Origin of the sequence: Salinimicrobium profundisediminis (assembly GCF_026241755.1) — a bacterium.
Classification (GTDB): domain Bacteria; phylum Bacteroidota; class Bacteroidia; order Flavobacteriales; family Flavobacteriaceae; genus Salinimicrobium; species Salinimicrobium profundisediminis.
The window spans coordinates 102736-116977 of the sequence record NZ_JAPJDA010000005.1 but is presented as its reverse complement, the minus strand read 5'-3'; the positions used below and the strand labels follow the sequence as shown (position 1 = coordinate 116977).

The following is a 14242-nucleotide window of genomic DNA, read 5'->3' as shown; positions in this document are numbered from 1 at the left end:
AACGTTATAGGTTAAATATGCACCTATATCGGGTAATTTTGCAGAAGTAGAGTATTTTCATTCAGATTAAATTTCATTCAAACTTTACTCCTATTTATGAATATTAATGTAAAACCTGAACTGGAAAAAATTGAACCTGCTTTTGGAAGTTCTATTTTGTATAGAACCTATAATAAGAACCACCAAAACAGGAAACATACTTTTTGGCATTATCATCCAGAAATAGAACTGGTTTACGTGAATAAAGGATCAGGAAAAAGACAGATTGGAAGTCACATCTCCTACTATCGTGACGGGGATCTTATGTTAATAGGTTCCAATCTTCCTCACTGTGGCTTTACAGATGGGCTTACAGGTAACGAGAACGAAACCGTGATACAGATGAAACCCGATTTTTTGGGAAATAGTTTTTTCGAACTCCCCGAAATGAAGAACATAAAAGCACTTTTTGAGAAGGCAACCATGGGAATTGTCTATTATGGGGAGTCAAAAAAGGATATTGGAGAGAAAATGGAATCTCTTGAAAATAAACCTCCTTTTCAACGCCTTCTTGGACTTCTTGAAATTTTACACCTAATGGAAAATTCTACGGAATATTCTGTGCTGAATGCAAAGGGGTTCCTTCTGGAAACCGAACTTCAGGACAATCATAGAATCAATAATATATTCAATTTTGTAAAAGAAGAATTTCAACGTCCCATTGGCCTTGAAGAGGTTGCCGGTAAGGTGAGCATGACTGTACCGGCTTTCTGCAGGTATTTTAAGAAAATTACAGGGAAAACATTTACCCAATTCGTAAACGAGTACCGGTTGGTGCACGCTGCCAAATTACTTCATGAGAAACAGGTAAGTATAACCGAAGTGTGTTTTGAAAGTGGATTTAATAATTTCAGCCATTTCAATAAGCAGTTCAAAAAGTTTACGGGAAAATCTCCTTCGCATTACAGAAATGAACTTAAGGTAGTTTTAACCTGATTGCAGGCTAATTCTTAATGAGAAAATTGTATCTTCAAAAGTCCTAAAATAGTTACAGAAAAAAATTACTATCGTGGACCATTTCAACAAAGTATATGAAAGAACATAGCAGTAAACATGTTCGCTACTCCTTTGTTACAAATATGAAATCACTTAAAAACCAAACCTAAGCATGAAAAGAAAAGCAACAGCCGTATGGAACGGCACAATCAAAGAAGGAAAAGGAAATTTATCTACCCAAAGTCAGGTACTGCAAAAAACTCCCTATTCCTTTCACACCCGGTTTGAAGATGAAAAAGGAACAAATCCTGAAGAGCTTATTGGAGCTGCACATGCCGGCTGTTTTACAATGCAGCTTTCGGCCAATCTTAGTAAAGAAGAATTTAATCCGGTTGAACTTGAAACAAAATGCGAGATCACCTTTGAGGATGGAACCATCAAGAAGTCTCACCTAATTCTCACAGCAAAAGTACCCGGCATCTCGCAGGATAAATTTAATGAGCTGGTGAAGCACGCTAAAGAAAATTGTCCTATTTCAAAATTACTTAATTCAGAAATCACCCTGGACTCTACCCTCAACGGTTAAGAGGCCAATTATGACATTAACCTGAAAAGCGCTTCAAAAATGTCATTTTTGAAGTGCTTTTCCATTTTATTATTTTGAACAAACTTTTGATTAACCTCCAGCTCAATGCCCAAATATTGCTGCGGAAATTTTTGGCGCAGATAAGTAGTAAATCCGTCATCAATCCCCAAATAGGGATAATTGAATCTTACCCGCAAATTTTCATTCTGCTGAAGAAGACTTTCTTCAAATCTTTCACAGAATTTCACTTCACTCTTACGGGCGGGATCAAAGAGCAGGCCAATATCAGCATTTCTTACCTCCCCATTAAGCTCTGGCGTAAAACTATGAACCGAAATATGTACAATTTCTTTGCCTGCTGAAATAAGATCGCCAATCCTGCTTTCAATATAAGTCCGGTATGGGATATAAAAATCTTCCAGAATTTGCTCTTTTTGAGCCTCCTGAAGTTGGGCTGTAAATTCTGAAAAAAGCTGCGGATGGCCCAGCGAACGGTTAGGTTCCACCAAAAGCCTGCTTATCATATATTCCTGCCTAAAAACTGCCAAAGGCGAAAGCTCCTGGAATAGATCTAATGCTCCGGGATCATAACCCCGGTGCGTCTCCAGCACTTCCTGCGCTTCTGAAAACAGTTGTTCATATTCCTGCGGAATTTCATTTCCGGCGTGTTCACAGGTTAGTATAAGATTCAAAGCTTAGTTTTAGTGGTTAATTTCAGAATAAATTACTGGTAGTTACACCTCGAAGAACCTGTTTTCCTGAAGACAATTCCCCAATTCCTCATAAACTTTTGTGATCTCTGCTTTAGATGGGTTCTCATCCAAAGTTTTAAGAATTCTTGTAGAAAGGCTTCCGTGCTGCAGTAAAAACTCGATACTCTTCTGGTGTTTTTCAGAAATATTTTCCTTCACAAGTGAATAAATTCTACTCCATAGATCTTTAACAGAACTTTCGGGCTGTAAATCAAAAATATCAGCAAATGCGGCATTTTGAATGATAGTTGCTTCAGCATCTACGATCACGTCATTAAAGATTTCAAAAAGGGCATTTTCATGCCACTTTTTTTGATCCTCCAGAGACACCAGTTCTTCACTAACCAGTAACTTCAGGGCTTCAATGATGAGTACTGCTATGGCAACATCAGCTTTTGGGCATTCCTGCAGGTCTATCACTCTTATTTCGATAGCACCACGATCAAAGCGGGCAATAGCTCCTCTTGAATTCAGAAAATGATGATCGAGAATATTCTCAGTATCATGTGGTTTTATTGCCTTATTGATAGGTTCAAAAATTCGGCTGTAATAATCCTTTTTTGAAAAGAGTTGTTCGGGAATGACTTTACCGGTCATCTCCGGAATTTCTTTTTGATTGGTTTTATATACATGCATCCGGGCATCTTTAAAGCCGGTAAGTTTTCCCTCAAAAATGGGCGAACTGGCACTTAATCCAGGAATTACTGGTAGCAGGATCCTTACCGCAGCATGTAACTTCTCAAATTCTGCATCTCCCAAAAATGGCAGATTTATATGCATACTTTGAACATTGCTCCAGCCATGCCCCCTACAGTCAAAAATACGATTGTAGAGTGCGTATATTTTGCTGTAGTTGTGCTGCCACAACTGCATTTCTGTTTCGGGATCCATGAGAGGATGAGCCGCTGTGGGTAACAGTTTAGCATTAAATTCCTTGAGCAAATCGTTGATTTCGCCAATATTTTCAGCAAAAAGATCATCCAGGGTATCAAGATTGGCGGTAGGCCCATTGGTTTTTAATTCCACTACATGTGCTACAAGCTCATTGCTCCATTCTATCTTACCATTTTCAACATCCGAAGTTAAAGCTCCATTCTTTTTGGTCAATAATTTATCTACAACCGGCTTCACTTTCATTGTGGCAGCGTCTACCAACATGTACTCCAGTTCTATCCCGTAAACTTCAAAAAGCTGATAACTCATTCCGATTTCTTTTCAAGGCGATTTTTAAGAGCAGTAATAATTTCGGTATAAATTTTATCACCATAGAAACGATCTTCTACCCCAAAATCTATGTTTGGATTGTCATTGATTTCTATGACAAGAGGTTTTCCATTTACTTCTTTTACATCAATCCCATAGAGGCCTTTTCCCATAAGCCTTGCCGAACGAAGAGCTACATCCATGATCTTTTTTGGAACTTCATCAATAGACATTACGTCTGCATTACCTTCCTGGTCATCTTTTTTGCTGGCATTCCAGTTGTAGATTTGCCAGTGGCCTTTGGCCATATAGTAACGGCAGGCAAAGAGCGGTTTATCATCAAGAATACCTATTCGCCAGTCATAATCTGAAGGCGTATATTCCTGTGCTATTACAAGTTCAGATTTTTTAAGCATCTCCCCAACCAGTTTTTCATATTCTTCGGCAGTAGCAGCTTTTTTCACCCCAAAAGAAAAAGTAGAATCAGGTGATTTCAAAACTAGCGGAAGTCCGGTCTTCTCAATAACGTTATTGCGGTTGTCTTTGTGAACAATGATAGTTTTAGGAGTGGGAATACCTGAATTCTCAAGGGCTTCGGCCATAAAAACTTTATTACAGCACTTAAGGATAGCATCGGGATAATCAACGATGGCTATATCTTCCTGTTGAGCTTTGCGGGCAAAAGCATAGGCTTCATTGTTCACCTCTGTACTTTGCCTGATAAAAAGGGCGTCAAAAGACGACAGTCTTGAAAGATCTTTTGGAGAGACAAACTCTACATAAAAGTTCATTTTTTCGGCAATCTCTACAAATTTCTTTAGAGCTTTAGGATTACTTGGCGGCGCAGGATCGTGATCTTGCACAAGAATTGCCAGATCGTACTCAAAAGTTTCATTTTTAGGGGTATCGTAACGCTTCTTTGCAAAATACTGTATGGCAAACTGCCTCATAGCATCCCGGTGTTCATTGGGGATCTCTACTTCAGATAAAGCTTTAATAGATTTGATATTCCACCTGTTGGTGTAAGAGAACTTCACTCTCAAAAATGGTATTTGAAAGTGCCGGTGAAACATAGCACTCAGTTCCCTGTACTTTTGAGCAACATTCTGCCCAAAATAAATGCTAAGGGTAAACTCGGCTGACTTAATTCCCTTTAAACTTTTTTGAATAAGATCATCAAATTCATCTGAGACGATCTTAACAAGCTTTGGTTCCCGTAAATCTACCAGGTTCATCACAGTAGGAATTGCGAGGTGACCACGAGCCTCAGCTAAAAGTGAAACATAATACCCCTTACTTTGGTAAGAATAATCCTTACATAAATTAAAAATACGTGCTTTTTTAAGACGGGCATATTCAGGATTTGTAAGATAGTCCCTGGCCGAAATCACCTCCATATTCTCAAGTGCAAGGTTCCAGTTTTCGGGATTATTTACAACTAAAAATTTCTTCATTAAATGGTTTAAATATATTCAAAGGTATATCAAAATTCTTCTGAAAATTCGGTGCCGGAATATTTTTTCAAAAAGCTTAACTAAAAGTAAAACTTCCTTTTTGAAGACCTTTAAAATAATGGTTTATAATTTGTTAACCTAATATTTTTATCCGACAAACATTTTGCGGCAGATTACATTGAGGGTTTGAAAAAACTGAACGTTTGAAAGAGTTCAATGCCTAAAAAGAGCTATATGAACCAATAAAAAACCTCCCGGAAAGGCCGGAAGGTTCTTATTCAATGGAAGCAAACAGATCTTGCTCTATATTAGCCCCGAAATATTTCCTTCCAAATCTATATTTATATTCTCTGATGCAGGGTGTGCCGGTAATCCGGGCATGCGCATCATATCTCCTGTAATTGGGATTAAAAATCCTGCACCGGCAGCGATCTCAATCTCCCTAACGGTTAGCGTAAAACCTGTTGGTCTTCCTATAAGTAAGGGGTTGTCTGACAATGATTTTTGTGTTTTAGCAATACAAACGGGTAAATGATCTAATTCAAGATTGGAAATAGTCTTTAGATCCCGTCTTGCTTTTGCAGCGTATTCAACCCTATCGGCCCCATATATTTTTTTTGCAATGGTCTCTATTTTATTCATAACCGAATCTTCCCAATCATAAAGTGGTGTAAAGTTAGAACGGTCTTCTTCAATAGCTTCTACCACCTTTTTTGCGAGATCAAGAGCGCCTTCCCCTCCTTTTGCCCAGCCATCAGAAACTGCAACTTTTATATTCAGTTTTTTAGCCAGGTCTATGATCACCTGTATCTCTTCATTACTGTCACTGTAGAATTTATTTATGGCTATAACAGGAGTGATATTAAACAGGCGGGCATTTTCCAGGTGTTTCTCTAAATTGGGCAATCCTTTTTCTAAAGCCTCTACATTTGGAATAGTGAGAGAAGAAAGAGGTACCCCACCATGGTATTTTAAAGCTCGTATTGTCGCGGTCATTACCACAACCTTGGGAGTAAGGTCTGCGCTTTGACATTTAATATCCAGAAATTTTTCTGCACCAAGGTCAAAACCAAATCCGGCTTCGGTGACTGTATAATCAGAAAGACTCATCCCCATGCGGGTGGCGATCACAGAATTAGTTCCCTGAGCTATGTTGGCAAACGGGCCAAGGTGGATTATGGCAGGATTCCCTTCTATGGTTTGCACCAGGTTAGGTTTAAGTGCATCTTTTAAGAGTGTAGCCATGGCACCTTCTGCATTGAGGTCGCGGGCATAGATGGCTTTTTTATCAAAGGTGTAGCCAATAAATATGTTTCCCAAACGCCCTTTTAGGTCCTCCAGGTTTTCAGCAAGGCACATGATGGCCATAATTTCGGAAGCCGCAGTAATATCAAACCCGCTTTCTCGGGGAATTCCTGAACCTGTTCCGCCAAGTCCTATAACAATATTCCGCAGGGAACGGTCATTAACATCCATCACCCGTTTTAGGGAAACCGTCCGCGGATCAATTCCTAAATTATTTGTTTTTGACTGAATATTATTATCTACAAGAGCTGCCAAAAGATTGTGAGCTTTTTCAATAGCCGAAAAATCTCCGGTAAAGTGAAGGTTGATGTCTTCCATGGGTAAGACCTGTGAATACCCTCCTCCGGTAGCGCCCCCTTTTAATCCAAAAACAGGGCCTAATGAAGGTTCTCTCAGCACTACAGTGGTTTTCTTGCCAATCCTGTTCATAGCTTCTGAAAGACCTATAGAGACGGTGGTTTTTCCTTCTCCTGCAGGAGTTGGTGAAATAGCCGAAACAAGAACGAGATTGCTTTGTTTTATTTTGTCGTGATCAATATTGTGAAGCGGTATCTTAGCCTTATATTTCCCGTACATCTCAATATCATCTGGATCAAGACCAAGCTTTTGAGCTATTTCTGTAATGGGGGTTAATTGAATTTTATGAGCGATATCCAAATCGGTGAGTGGAGAAGTTGTCATCATATTCCTTCAGGCTTTAGATTTACAGGTCAAAAATATGATGAAACTATTGCTCTAATAATGATCACTATCAGGTTTTCGTACTTTTTTCAAACGTTTTCGCTAGCTTCAGGTGACCGCTTTATAAAAAGAGTCAATATGCTCCTGATCCCCACTCACAAATACAAGGTCTTCTCTTAGTAATTTGACGTTGGGAAATACCGTTTTGATCATTTGCCCTTTTCGGGAAACCGCGAGGATATTGACCCCATAGTTCTTTCTAACATCAACTTCTTCAATAGTCTTTCCTACTACAGCACCACTATCTGCCATCACTCTCACACAGCTTATCTTAAAATCGGGAATAGTTGAAGATTTAAAAGTCTGCAGTCGTTTGTGGGACTGGAAGACCTGGTAATTATCTGCTCTAACCGAATCTATTAAATTTTCCAATTCATCGAGGGGTACAAGAAAATTGGTTAAAACCCGTGAAAAGATTTCAATTGAAGTTTCAAACTCTTCGGGAATTACTTCATCGGCACCAAGCCCCAGTAGAGTTTCTATCTCTTTCACATACCTTGTTCTTACTACTATATGCACCGAAGGAGAAATATGCCTGATATTGGAAACAATGGCTTTGGTAGCGCGAGGATCAGAAATAGCAATAACCACAATACGCGCTTTATTTACATGTACAGCTTCAAGCATGTGCTCCTGCACAGCATCTCCATAAATTATGGGTTCTCCCCTGGCCTTTTGCTGTCTCACGATCTGCGGATTAAGTTCCAGAATCATATACGGGATATCGGCATACTTAGCTGCTTTTGCAAGGTTTGCACCATTGATCCCGTACCCGATTATAAGCAGGTGATCTTCGGGCTCTTGAGCATCCTGTCGGGAAAGTGGAACCGTCCGATGAGAACCTGGTGCTATTTTTCTCAAAATAAAATTCGTGGCCCTTCCCGAAAAAAGGAAAACAAAAGGCGTGAGGAGCATGGTGAACACCGAAACCGAAAGAAAATACTGGTTCATTTCCTCCGAAAGTAGCCCACTTTCTATACCAATACGGGAAAGGATAAAGGCAAATTCCCCCACCTGGAACAATGCCATTCCTGTCAACAATACAGTTCTTATAGGATATTTAAGGGCTGCTGCGGTAAGGGAAACCACTCCTCCTTTTAATATAAATACCACCACGACCATAAGCATGATCACCGCTGCATTTTTCATAAAGAAGTCCAGGTCTAGCAGCATCCCGATTGAGATAAAGAAAAAACTGATGAACAGCTCCCTAAAGGGAAGAATGGTACTTGTAGCCTGGTGACTATAGTCTGACTCCGAGATAATAAGACCTGCCAGGAAAGCTCCAAATGCAAGAGAGAGTCCTGCAGATGCAGTGATAAAAGCCACTGTAAAACAAAGCGCGATGGTAGCCAGTAAAAACAATTCCTTACTTTTTGTCTGGGCAATAAGGTACATGGCCCGCGGCACCAAATATTTTGCTCCAACATAGGTCAAAGCTAATACCAGGGCACTTTTAAGAACAAGAAGAAGCACTTCATTGTAAAGATCACCTGTAGTTCCGGCCATCATGGGAGTGATCAACATCATTGGCACCACAATCAAATCCTGAAATATTAAGATTCCAAGAGCCATACGTCCATGAGGCGCAGTGATCTCATTGCGATCATACAAGATCTTTAGCACAATTGCTGTGCTGGAAAGTGAAAACAGGAAGCCCATGAATACGGCCTCGTTCCAGGAAAAGCCGAGTACAGAAAATATAAATGCAGTTACGATAATACTCAATCCCACCTGAAGCAAACCACCTAAAAAGACAGTTCTTTTCATGGACGCAAGCTGCTTGATTGAAAGTTCCATTCCAATAACAAACATCAACAGGATCACCCCAATTTCGGAAAGGATCTCTATTTGCTCAGGGTTTTCAATAAGTCCGAAGCCAAAGGGGCCAATAATAATCCCTGTAACTAAAAATCCTAACACCGATGGTAACCTTAATCGCTGTAGTAAAAGCACAACAACTACAGAGAAACCAAGTAGTACCACAATGTCCTGGAGTAATGGAAAATGCATGTTCAATCAAATTTTGTAATGCCTAATTTATTGAATTCTGCCCTAACAAAGGGGATTTATCGGGGATGAATAAGAGATAAATAAAGTTTTAAAAAACCATGATGGCAAGTATAATCCTGTGCTTCAGGAATTTTGTATAGGATTTAAGAATCTACGGTTTCAAATTTTATAAATTATGATCTCCAAAAAATCTTTAGATGTTTGGCATAAGCGACATTCCAAAATTTCTGCTGGCATTTTTCCTGGTACTGCCCCTTATCTCAATCTTACATGAAGCAGGGCACGTGTTCTTTGCCTGGCTTATGGGTGCAAAGAATATCCGTATCGTAGTGGGAAGTGGAAAACCTGTCTTTAATCACGGAATATTGGAAATTAGACAGTATTACTTCTGGTATGGGTTCTGTACCTTCGAGAATATTGAACGCAAAGAGAAGCTGGCGAATATTTTAATTTTTTCGGGGGGTGCTCTTTTTAATCTTCTTAGTACCATCGCAGTGATCCTGTTAGTTGAGAACGATGTTTTAAAAGCAGGAATGCTTACCTATCAATTCACGTATTTCTCCATGTACTATGTTTTCTTTGCTCTCCTGCCCATGCTTTATCCGGGAGGAAATTTTAGTGATGGAAAGGTGATCCTTGAACTTTTAAAGAATAAAAAAGAAGTTGTAAAGGAGCGCACGTATCGGCTAAAGTGTAAAGCTAAAGATAAAGAATGGGAGGTCCTCAATCACCGTAATGAATTGATACAGACCTTTGATAAAGAAGAAGATGCACTGGATAAAGCCCGAAAATTGGCTCAGGAGCATCGCCCCAGCCGTATTATCAGGATTAAAGGAGATGATGAAAAAGAAATTCAGAATTATCCCCGAATCCCTTTATAGCACTATTTTACCACCCACAGTGGCACATTCAGGTTTGCATTGAACAATTCCTCGGTCATGGTACCCACAGCGAAAGGAGAAAAAGTGTTACCTCCTTTATCTGCTACCATAAGGAGGTCTACCGGCGAGTTCCGAAGGTTTGCAAGTATCTTCTGTGCTGCTCCCGATTCTCTTCCCATAAAAATGAGAGGCTCAATGTTTTCGGAATAATTCAGTTTCTTCAGGAATTTATCAAATTTTTCTTTCACATGCTTTTCCACTTTTGGCCCCATTGATTCGGGCGAAACATATGGAGAAAATTGTACGGGCACACTGTAAACATGAACCACCTTCAGCAGTACGTCCCCTCCCTCCTGCAGTTCTTTGGTTCTGCTGAAAACTTTTCGGGAATCCTGTGAAAAATCGGTTCCTGCCCAAATAACCTCTATTTTTTCATGGGCAGATGCAGGAACAGCCAAAAGGTCACATCGCAGCAACCTCAGCAGTTTACTACTCACTACTCCTGTTCCTTTCTCATGCTTCTTGTTACCAACCACAGCCAGATTGATACTGTACTTGTCAACGATGTACTTGAGAAGGGATTCGCTGTAAGGATCTTCAGAAATAAGCACCTCCCAGTTTGCAGAGGCCGAAAAATGTGTTTTTACTTTCTCATTTAATTCATCCCCAATCACCTCATCCAGGTTCACATCCTTCAGGTGTTCTTCAAAAAGCTCAGAGATCTCGTATTTCTTGATATTGTGTACAAAATAAACGTTCTCTGCCTGCAGCTTTTCAGCAATAAAAGACGCATAGGTAATTAGTTTTTCATCTATAGCTGAAAGATCCAGGGCGACAAGAATATTTTTGATCTTTTTCATGACTGATTTTCTTTATGGGTTCCTCCTCTTTTTTTGATAATATCTGAAATTACTTCTTCATAACTTTCTAATTCCTTCTGCGCCTTTTTCTCTTCAGATTTTAAGTATTCATCCCGCACGCCAATATAGAGGGAATAACACATGAAGAGCAGGATAAAAGCAAAAGGCAACCCGGTTACTATTGAGGCTGTTTGCAGCGCCTGCAAACCTCCCCCTATTAATAGTACGGCTGCAATGGCACCTTCGGCTACTGCCCAGAAAATACGTTGCCCTACAGGGGCATCTATTTTTCCTCCCGAGGTTAAACTGTCTACTACCAAAGAACCTGAATCTGACGAGGTGACGAAAAAACCTGCGATTAAAATGACTCCGATAATATTTAATACCACCGAAAAAGGAAAGTCTTCAAGATATACAAAGAGCGCAGTGGCCACATTATCATCAACAGCATTAATGATAGTTTGGTCTCCTAAAAGTGCCTGCTGAATAGAGGTACTCCCAAAGGCTGTGATCCAGAAAAAAGTAAGAAGCGAAGGCACAACCAGCACTCCCAGAATAAACTCTTTTATGCTACGCCCCTTTGAAATTCGGGCGATAAACATCCCTACAAAAGGAGACCAGGCAATCCACCAGCCCCAGTAAAAAACGGTCCATGCGTTTTGCCAGTTATTGCCGGTGTAGCTTTCTGTCCAGGATGATATTTCTAAAAAGCTATAGAAATAACTTCCGGTGTTTTGAACGAAAGACTGAAAAATGAAGATTGTTGGCCCCAGTACTACCACCAGAAGCAACAGCAAGACCGCTATTCTCATATTCCATTCACTCAGGAATTTGACGCCTTTATCTACACCCAGCACAACAGAAATTGTGGCAATAGCCGTAATGATCGCAATAAGGCTTACCTGGGTAATGATACCGCTGTCCAATCCAAAAACATGGGCTAGCCCTGCTGCTATTTGCTGTACACCCAGCCCCAGGGAAGTTGCCAGTCCAAAAAGAGTAGCCAAAACAGCAAATATATCAATGAGATCCCCTCTTTTTCCGTAGATTTTATCGCCTAAAACCGGGTAAAAAACTGAGCGTATGGTGAGTGGCAAGCCGTGGGAATAAGTGAAATAAGCAAGTGAAAGCCCTACAAGAGCATAGATTCCCCAAGCATGAAAACCCCAGTGTAAAAAAGTGAAATTCATAGCTTCCTGCGCAGCAGCGGGCGTGCCACCCTCTGTTAATGGCGGATTCATAAAATGTGTTACAGGTTCGGCGATACTCCAAAAAAGGAGCCCAATACCCATCCCTGCACTAAAAAGCATGGCAAACCACGAGAGAGTCTTGAACTCGGGTTTTGCGTCCTTTCCGCCTATTTTAATATTTCCGAATTTACTAAAGGCCAGGTACAGCACAAATATTAAGTAGATGTTGACGCATAAAACAAAGAACCAACCTCCGTTATTGGAAACGAAAGCCTGAATAGCATTAAAATATCCTTCGGCCTGCTCCTCGAAAATAAGGGTGAGTGCTATACTTATAATAATGATAATAGATGAAGTGAAAAACACAGGACCATTGACGTTGAGGCCCATTATAGATTTCCTTTCATCACTTCTTACGATCTTTTTTGCCATGGTCTCTAAATTTTAATTCGTCTCTCCGGACTTAAAAATAATATCCGAAATTAATATTGAACCTCGCTTCCCACTTTGCATCGGGGTTCCCTGCGGCAAAGTCATTTACAAAATTCCCGCCCAGCCAGGAATGGTTATATCCGGCGGCATAATCTACGTAGGTATACAGGTTACCTGCTGAAATCAATACTCCCGTAACATTCATAAATGAATCTTCAAAAGAAGCCGGCTTTTTCTGCATGTACCCAAAATCATTATAGAACTGTAAATTGGATACCGGCCCCCAACTCACCGGCACATCGCGGGCAATTGCAAGGGTATAAAGATTGAAATCGGAAGCTACTTCGTAAGGAGCCCCATAAGCCGCCATGGTAATGATCTCTCGTGAAACACCTTCTGCATTATTGGGATTATGAGAAACCAGCATGGCTTCGGTCTTAAGATTCCACTGCTTAAAATCGGCTTCATAATGCGCAGCCAAAGCGTAATGGTCTCCCTTTCTTTTGGTATTGATATTATAGAGTCCACCGTATTGGGCTGAAACTCCAAGTCGCGACTTTAAACTGTCTCCCCATTTATAGAGCAGCTTGATATTTCCCTGATGCACTTCCTTATTATTCCCCGCCACGTCATAAGAATACCTGCTGGGAGAAACCACTGAAGCATCTCCAAAATTCAACTCCTCGGCATTTTTAAAATAGGCTATCTGGTATTCCCATTTCTCCCCCAGGTTCATATACTTTATTCCCATATCGTGATCGTCCTCCAGTCCCATATAATACCCAAGGTTAAAGAACCAGTTGTGGGAATTGTATTGCTGTATCCCTAATGGAACCTGGGTGAGGCCTACCTGCAGCTCCTCAGCTTCATTAAACCGGTAACCAAACCATCCCTGCTTTAACATTCCGCCGCCAAAAGCTTCAGAATAATGACGGAATTCGGCATTCACATAGATCCCACGATATGCAGCTACAGCATTGATCCTGAACATGTCGTAGCCAAAGTCTCCGCCCCTGCTTTTCTGTTCGGGTTTCCAGGAAGAAAGATTGTAATTGAAACGTAATGCACCCCCTATTTTGACTTCAGGGGATTCCTGCGCCTGCACAAGATTCGAAAAGAAGCAGCCCCACAGGAAAAATAAAAAGATTAAAATTCGTAGAGGTTTTTTCACGGAATAATTTTGAATGAACCTCTAAATTAAGTTGAATAGTATGGAAAGTACCTTTAAAGGCCTATAAAATATTGTTAAGACGCCTGTTCTACGACTTTAAATGTCTGAAAAATGATACAGAATCAATTCTTTTCTGAAAATGTAAAAACTTCCAACACGTCCCAGGTTTTTCCATTGTGTTTAAAGAGAGTTAACGCATCCACCTGAAATTCAGCTGAAAAAATGCCATTTTTGAACTCCTGCCACACTTTTGGAAACTTCTGATAAGTGAGATCCCGCGTGGCTAGAGTAACATGAGGATGCAGCTTCTCCGGATGGTTGGGAGGTAGTAATCCTGATAATTTCTGAAGTAAGTTTTCATGCAGACTGTTTACAGGCTCATGGTTTACCACATTGATAAAGATGGTGCGCTGTTTAAAATGCCCAAAATCACTGAGGGCTATACAAAAAGGGCTTTGATCTTGTGAAACCGATCTAAGAAGGGTAATAAATTGTGTTTCCTGGTCTTCTGAAAGCCACACAGGTGGAATAAGAGTGATATGGGCTGGTAATTTGAGTGCATGCGCAACCTGAAACTTTTCTTTGATCTCCAGTTTCATATTCTTCACCTGCTCTTTCACTGCTGTGGGAGGAACGATGGCTACAAAATAAAGAGCTCTTGAAAATGCCATTTTTGGAA

General features: G+C 40.3%; 12 protein-coding genes. 3 read left to right on the top strand and 9 right to left on the bottom strand.

Annotated elements, in window-relative coordinates:
* Window positions 1–96: 96 nt before the first annotated feature.
* Together OQ279_RS04445 and OQ279_RS04440 are read left to right on the top strand one after the other, a co-directional pair.
* Window positions 97–975, top strand: coding sequence for an AraC family transcriptional regulator (locus OQ279_RS04445; protein WP_266068612.1), 879 nt, complete (start codon window positions 97–99; stop codon window positions 973–975).
* 172 nt (window positions 976–1147) lie between these two features.
* Window positions 1148–1561 (top strand): OsmC family protein, encoded by a 414-nt coding sequence (locus tag OQ279_RS04440; protein WP_266068611.1) that lies wholly within the window; start codon window positions 1148–1150, stop codon window positions 1559–1561.
* A gap of 8 nt (window positions 1562–1569) precedes the next feature.
* On the opposite strand, the gene OQ279_RS04435 is transcribed toward OQ279_RS04440, so the two are convergent.
* The 5 genes from OQ279_RS04435 to OQ279_RS04415 all read right to left on the bottom strand — a co-directional run bounded on the left by OQ279_RS04435 (window position 1570) and on the right by OQ279_RS04415 (window position 9029).
* The gene (locus OQ279_RS04435; protein WP_266068610.1) at window positions 1570–2253 is read right to left on the bottom strand and encodes an N-formylglutamate amidohydrolase; all 684 of its coding nucleotides are present in this window, start codon (window positions 2251–2253) and stop codon (window positions 1570–1572) included.
* A 42-nt stretch (window positions 2254–2295) separates the two neighbouring features.
* The gene (locus OQ279_RS04430) at window positions 2296–3516 is read right to left on the bottom strand and encodes a carboxylate-amine ligase (RefSeq protein ID WP_266068609.1); all 1221 of its coding nucleotides are present in this window, start codon (window positions 3514–3516) and stop codon (window positions 2296–2298) included.
* Window positions 3513–4970 carry a RimK family ATP-grasp domain-containing protein gene (locus OQ279_RS04425; RefSeq protein ID WP_266068608.1) on the bottom strand — a complete coding sequence of 486 codons (1458 nt, stop codon included), beginning with the start codon at window positions 4968–4970 and terminating at the stop codon, window positions 3513–3515. The genes OQ279_RS04430 and OQ279_RS04425 overlap by 4 nt, the downstream gene beginning before the upstream one ends.
* A gap of 303 nt (window positions 4971–5273) precedes the next feature.
* A complete protein-coding gene (locus tag OQ279_RS04420; protein ID WP_266068607.1) occupies window positions 5274–6959 on the bottom strand; it encodes a formate--tetrahydrofolate ligase in 1686 nt (561 codons plus the stop codon).
* Between the two features lie 105 nt (window positions 6960–7064).
* Entirely contained in the window at window positions 7065–9029 is a 1965-nt protein-coding gene (locus OQ279_RS04415) for a monovalent cation:proton antiporter family protein (protein ID WP_266068605.1), read from the bottom strand.
* 197 nt (window positions 9030–9226) lie between these two features.
* Between OQ279_RS04415 and OQ279_RS04410 the strand changes: the two genes are divergently transcribed.
* The gene (locus tag OQ279_RS04410) at window positions 9227–9910 is read left to right on the top strand and encodes a site-2 protease family protein (protein WP_266068604.1); all 684 of its coding nucleotides are present in this window, start codon (window positions 9227–9229) and stop codon (window positions 9908–9910) included.
* Between the two features lie 2 nt (window positions 9911–9912).
* On the opposite strand, the gene OQ279_RS04405 is transcribed toward OQ279_RS04410, so the two are convergent.
* The 4 genes from OQ279_RS04405 to OQ279_RS04390 all read right to left on the bottom strand — a co-directional run bounded on the left by OQ279_RS04405 (window position 9913) and on the right by OQ279_RS04390 (window position 14234).
* The gene (locus OQ279_RS04405) at window positions 9913–10770 is read right to left on the bottom strand and encodes a universal stress protein (RefSeq protein WP_266068603.1); all 858 of its coding nucleotides are present in this window, start codon (window positions 10768–10770) and stop codon (window positions 9913–9915) included.
* Complete coding sequence (locus OQ279_RS04400; protein ID WP_266068602.1) at window positions 10767–12392, bottom strand: BCCT family transporter; 1626 nt, start codon at window positions 12390–12392, stop codon at window positions 10767–10769. Before OQ279_RS04400 ends, OQ279_RS04405 begins: the two co-directional genes overlap by 4 nt.
* A gap of 31 nt (window positions 12393–12423) precedes the next feature.
* Window positions 12424–13563, bottom strand: coding sequence for a hypothetical protein (locus OQ279_RS04395; RefSeq protein WP_370866495.1), 1140 nt, complete (start codon window positions 13561–13563; stop codon window positions 12424–12426).
* A 122-nt stretch (window positions 13564–13685) separates the two neighbouring features.
* Window positions 13686–14234: a 2'-5' RNA ligase family protein gene (locus tag OQ279_RS04390; RefSeq protein ID WP_266068601.1), complete on the bottom strand. Its 549-nt coding sequence runs from the start codon at window positions 14232–14234 to the stop codon at window positions 13686–13688.
* Window positions 14235–14242 lie beyond the last annotated feature (8 nt).

Coding starts and splice junctions, on each gene's coding strand:
- OQ279_RS04420 (WP_266068607.1), bottom strand. CDS start 6,959: ATGATGACAACTTCTCCACTCACCGATTTGGATATCGCTCATAAAATT.
- OQ279_RS04430 (WP_266068609.1), bottom strand. CDS start 3,516: ATGAGTTATCAGCTTTTTGAAGTTTACGGGATAGAACTGGAGTACATG.
- OQ279_RS04405 (WP_266068603.1), bottom strand. CDS start 10,770: ATGAAAAAGATCAAAAATATTCTTGTCGCCCTGGATCTTTCAGCTATA.
- OQ279_RS04390 (WP_266068601.1), bottom strand. CDS start 14,234: ATGGCATTTTCAAGAGCTCTTTATTTTGTAGCCATCGTTCCTCCCACA.
- OQ279_RS04425 (WP_266068608.1), bottom strand. CDS start 4,970: ATGAAGAAATTTTTAGTTGTAAATAATCCCGAAAACTGGAACCTTGCA.
- OQ279_RS04445 (WP_266068612.1), top strand. CDS start 97: ATGAATATTAATGTAAAACCTGAACTGGAAAAAATTGAACCTGCTTTT.
- OQ279_RS04440 (WP_266068611.1), top strand. CDS start 1,148: ATGAAAAGAAAAGCAACAGCCGTATGGAACGGCACAATCAAAGAAGGA.
- OQ279_RS04400 (WP_266068602.1), bottom strand. CDS start 12,392: ATGGCAAAAAAGATCGTAAGAAGTGATGAAAGGAAATCTATAATGGGC.
- OQ279_RS04415 (WP_266068605.1), bottom strand. CDS start 9,029: ATGCATTTTCCATTACTCCAGGACATTGTGGTACTACTTGGTTTCTCT.
- OQ279_RS04410 (WP_266068604.1), top strand. CDS start 9,227: ATGTTTGGCATAAGCGACATTCCAAAATTTCTGCTGGCATTTTTCCTG.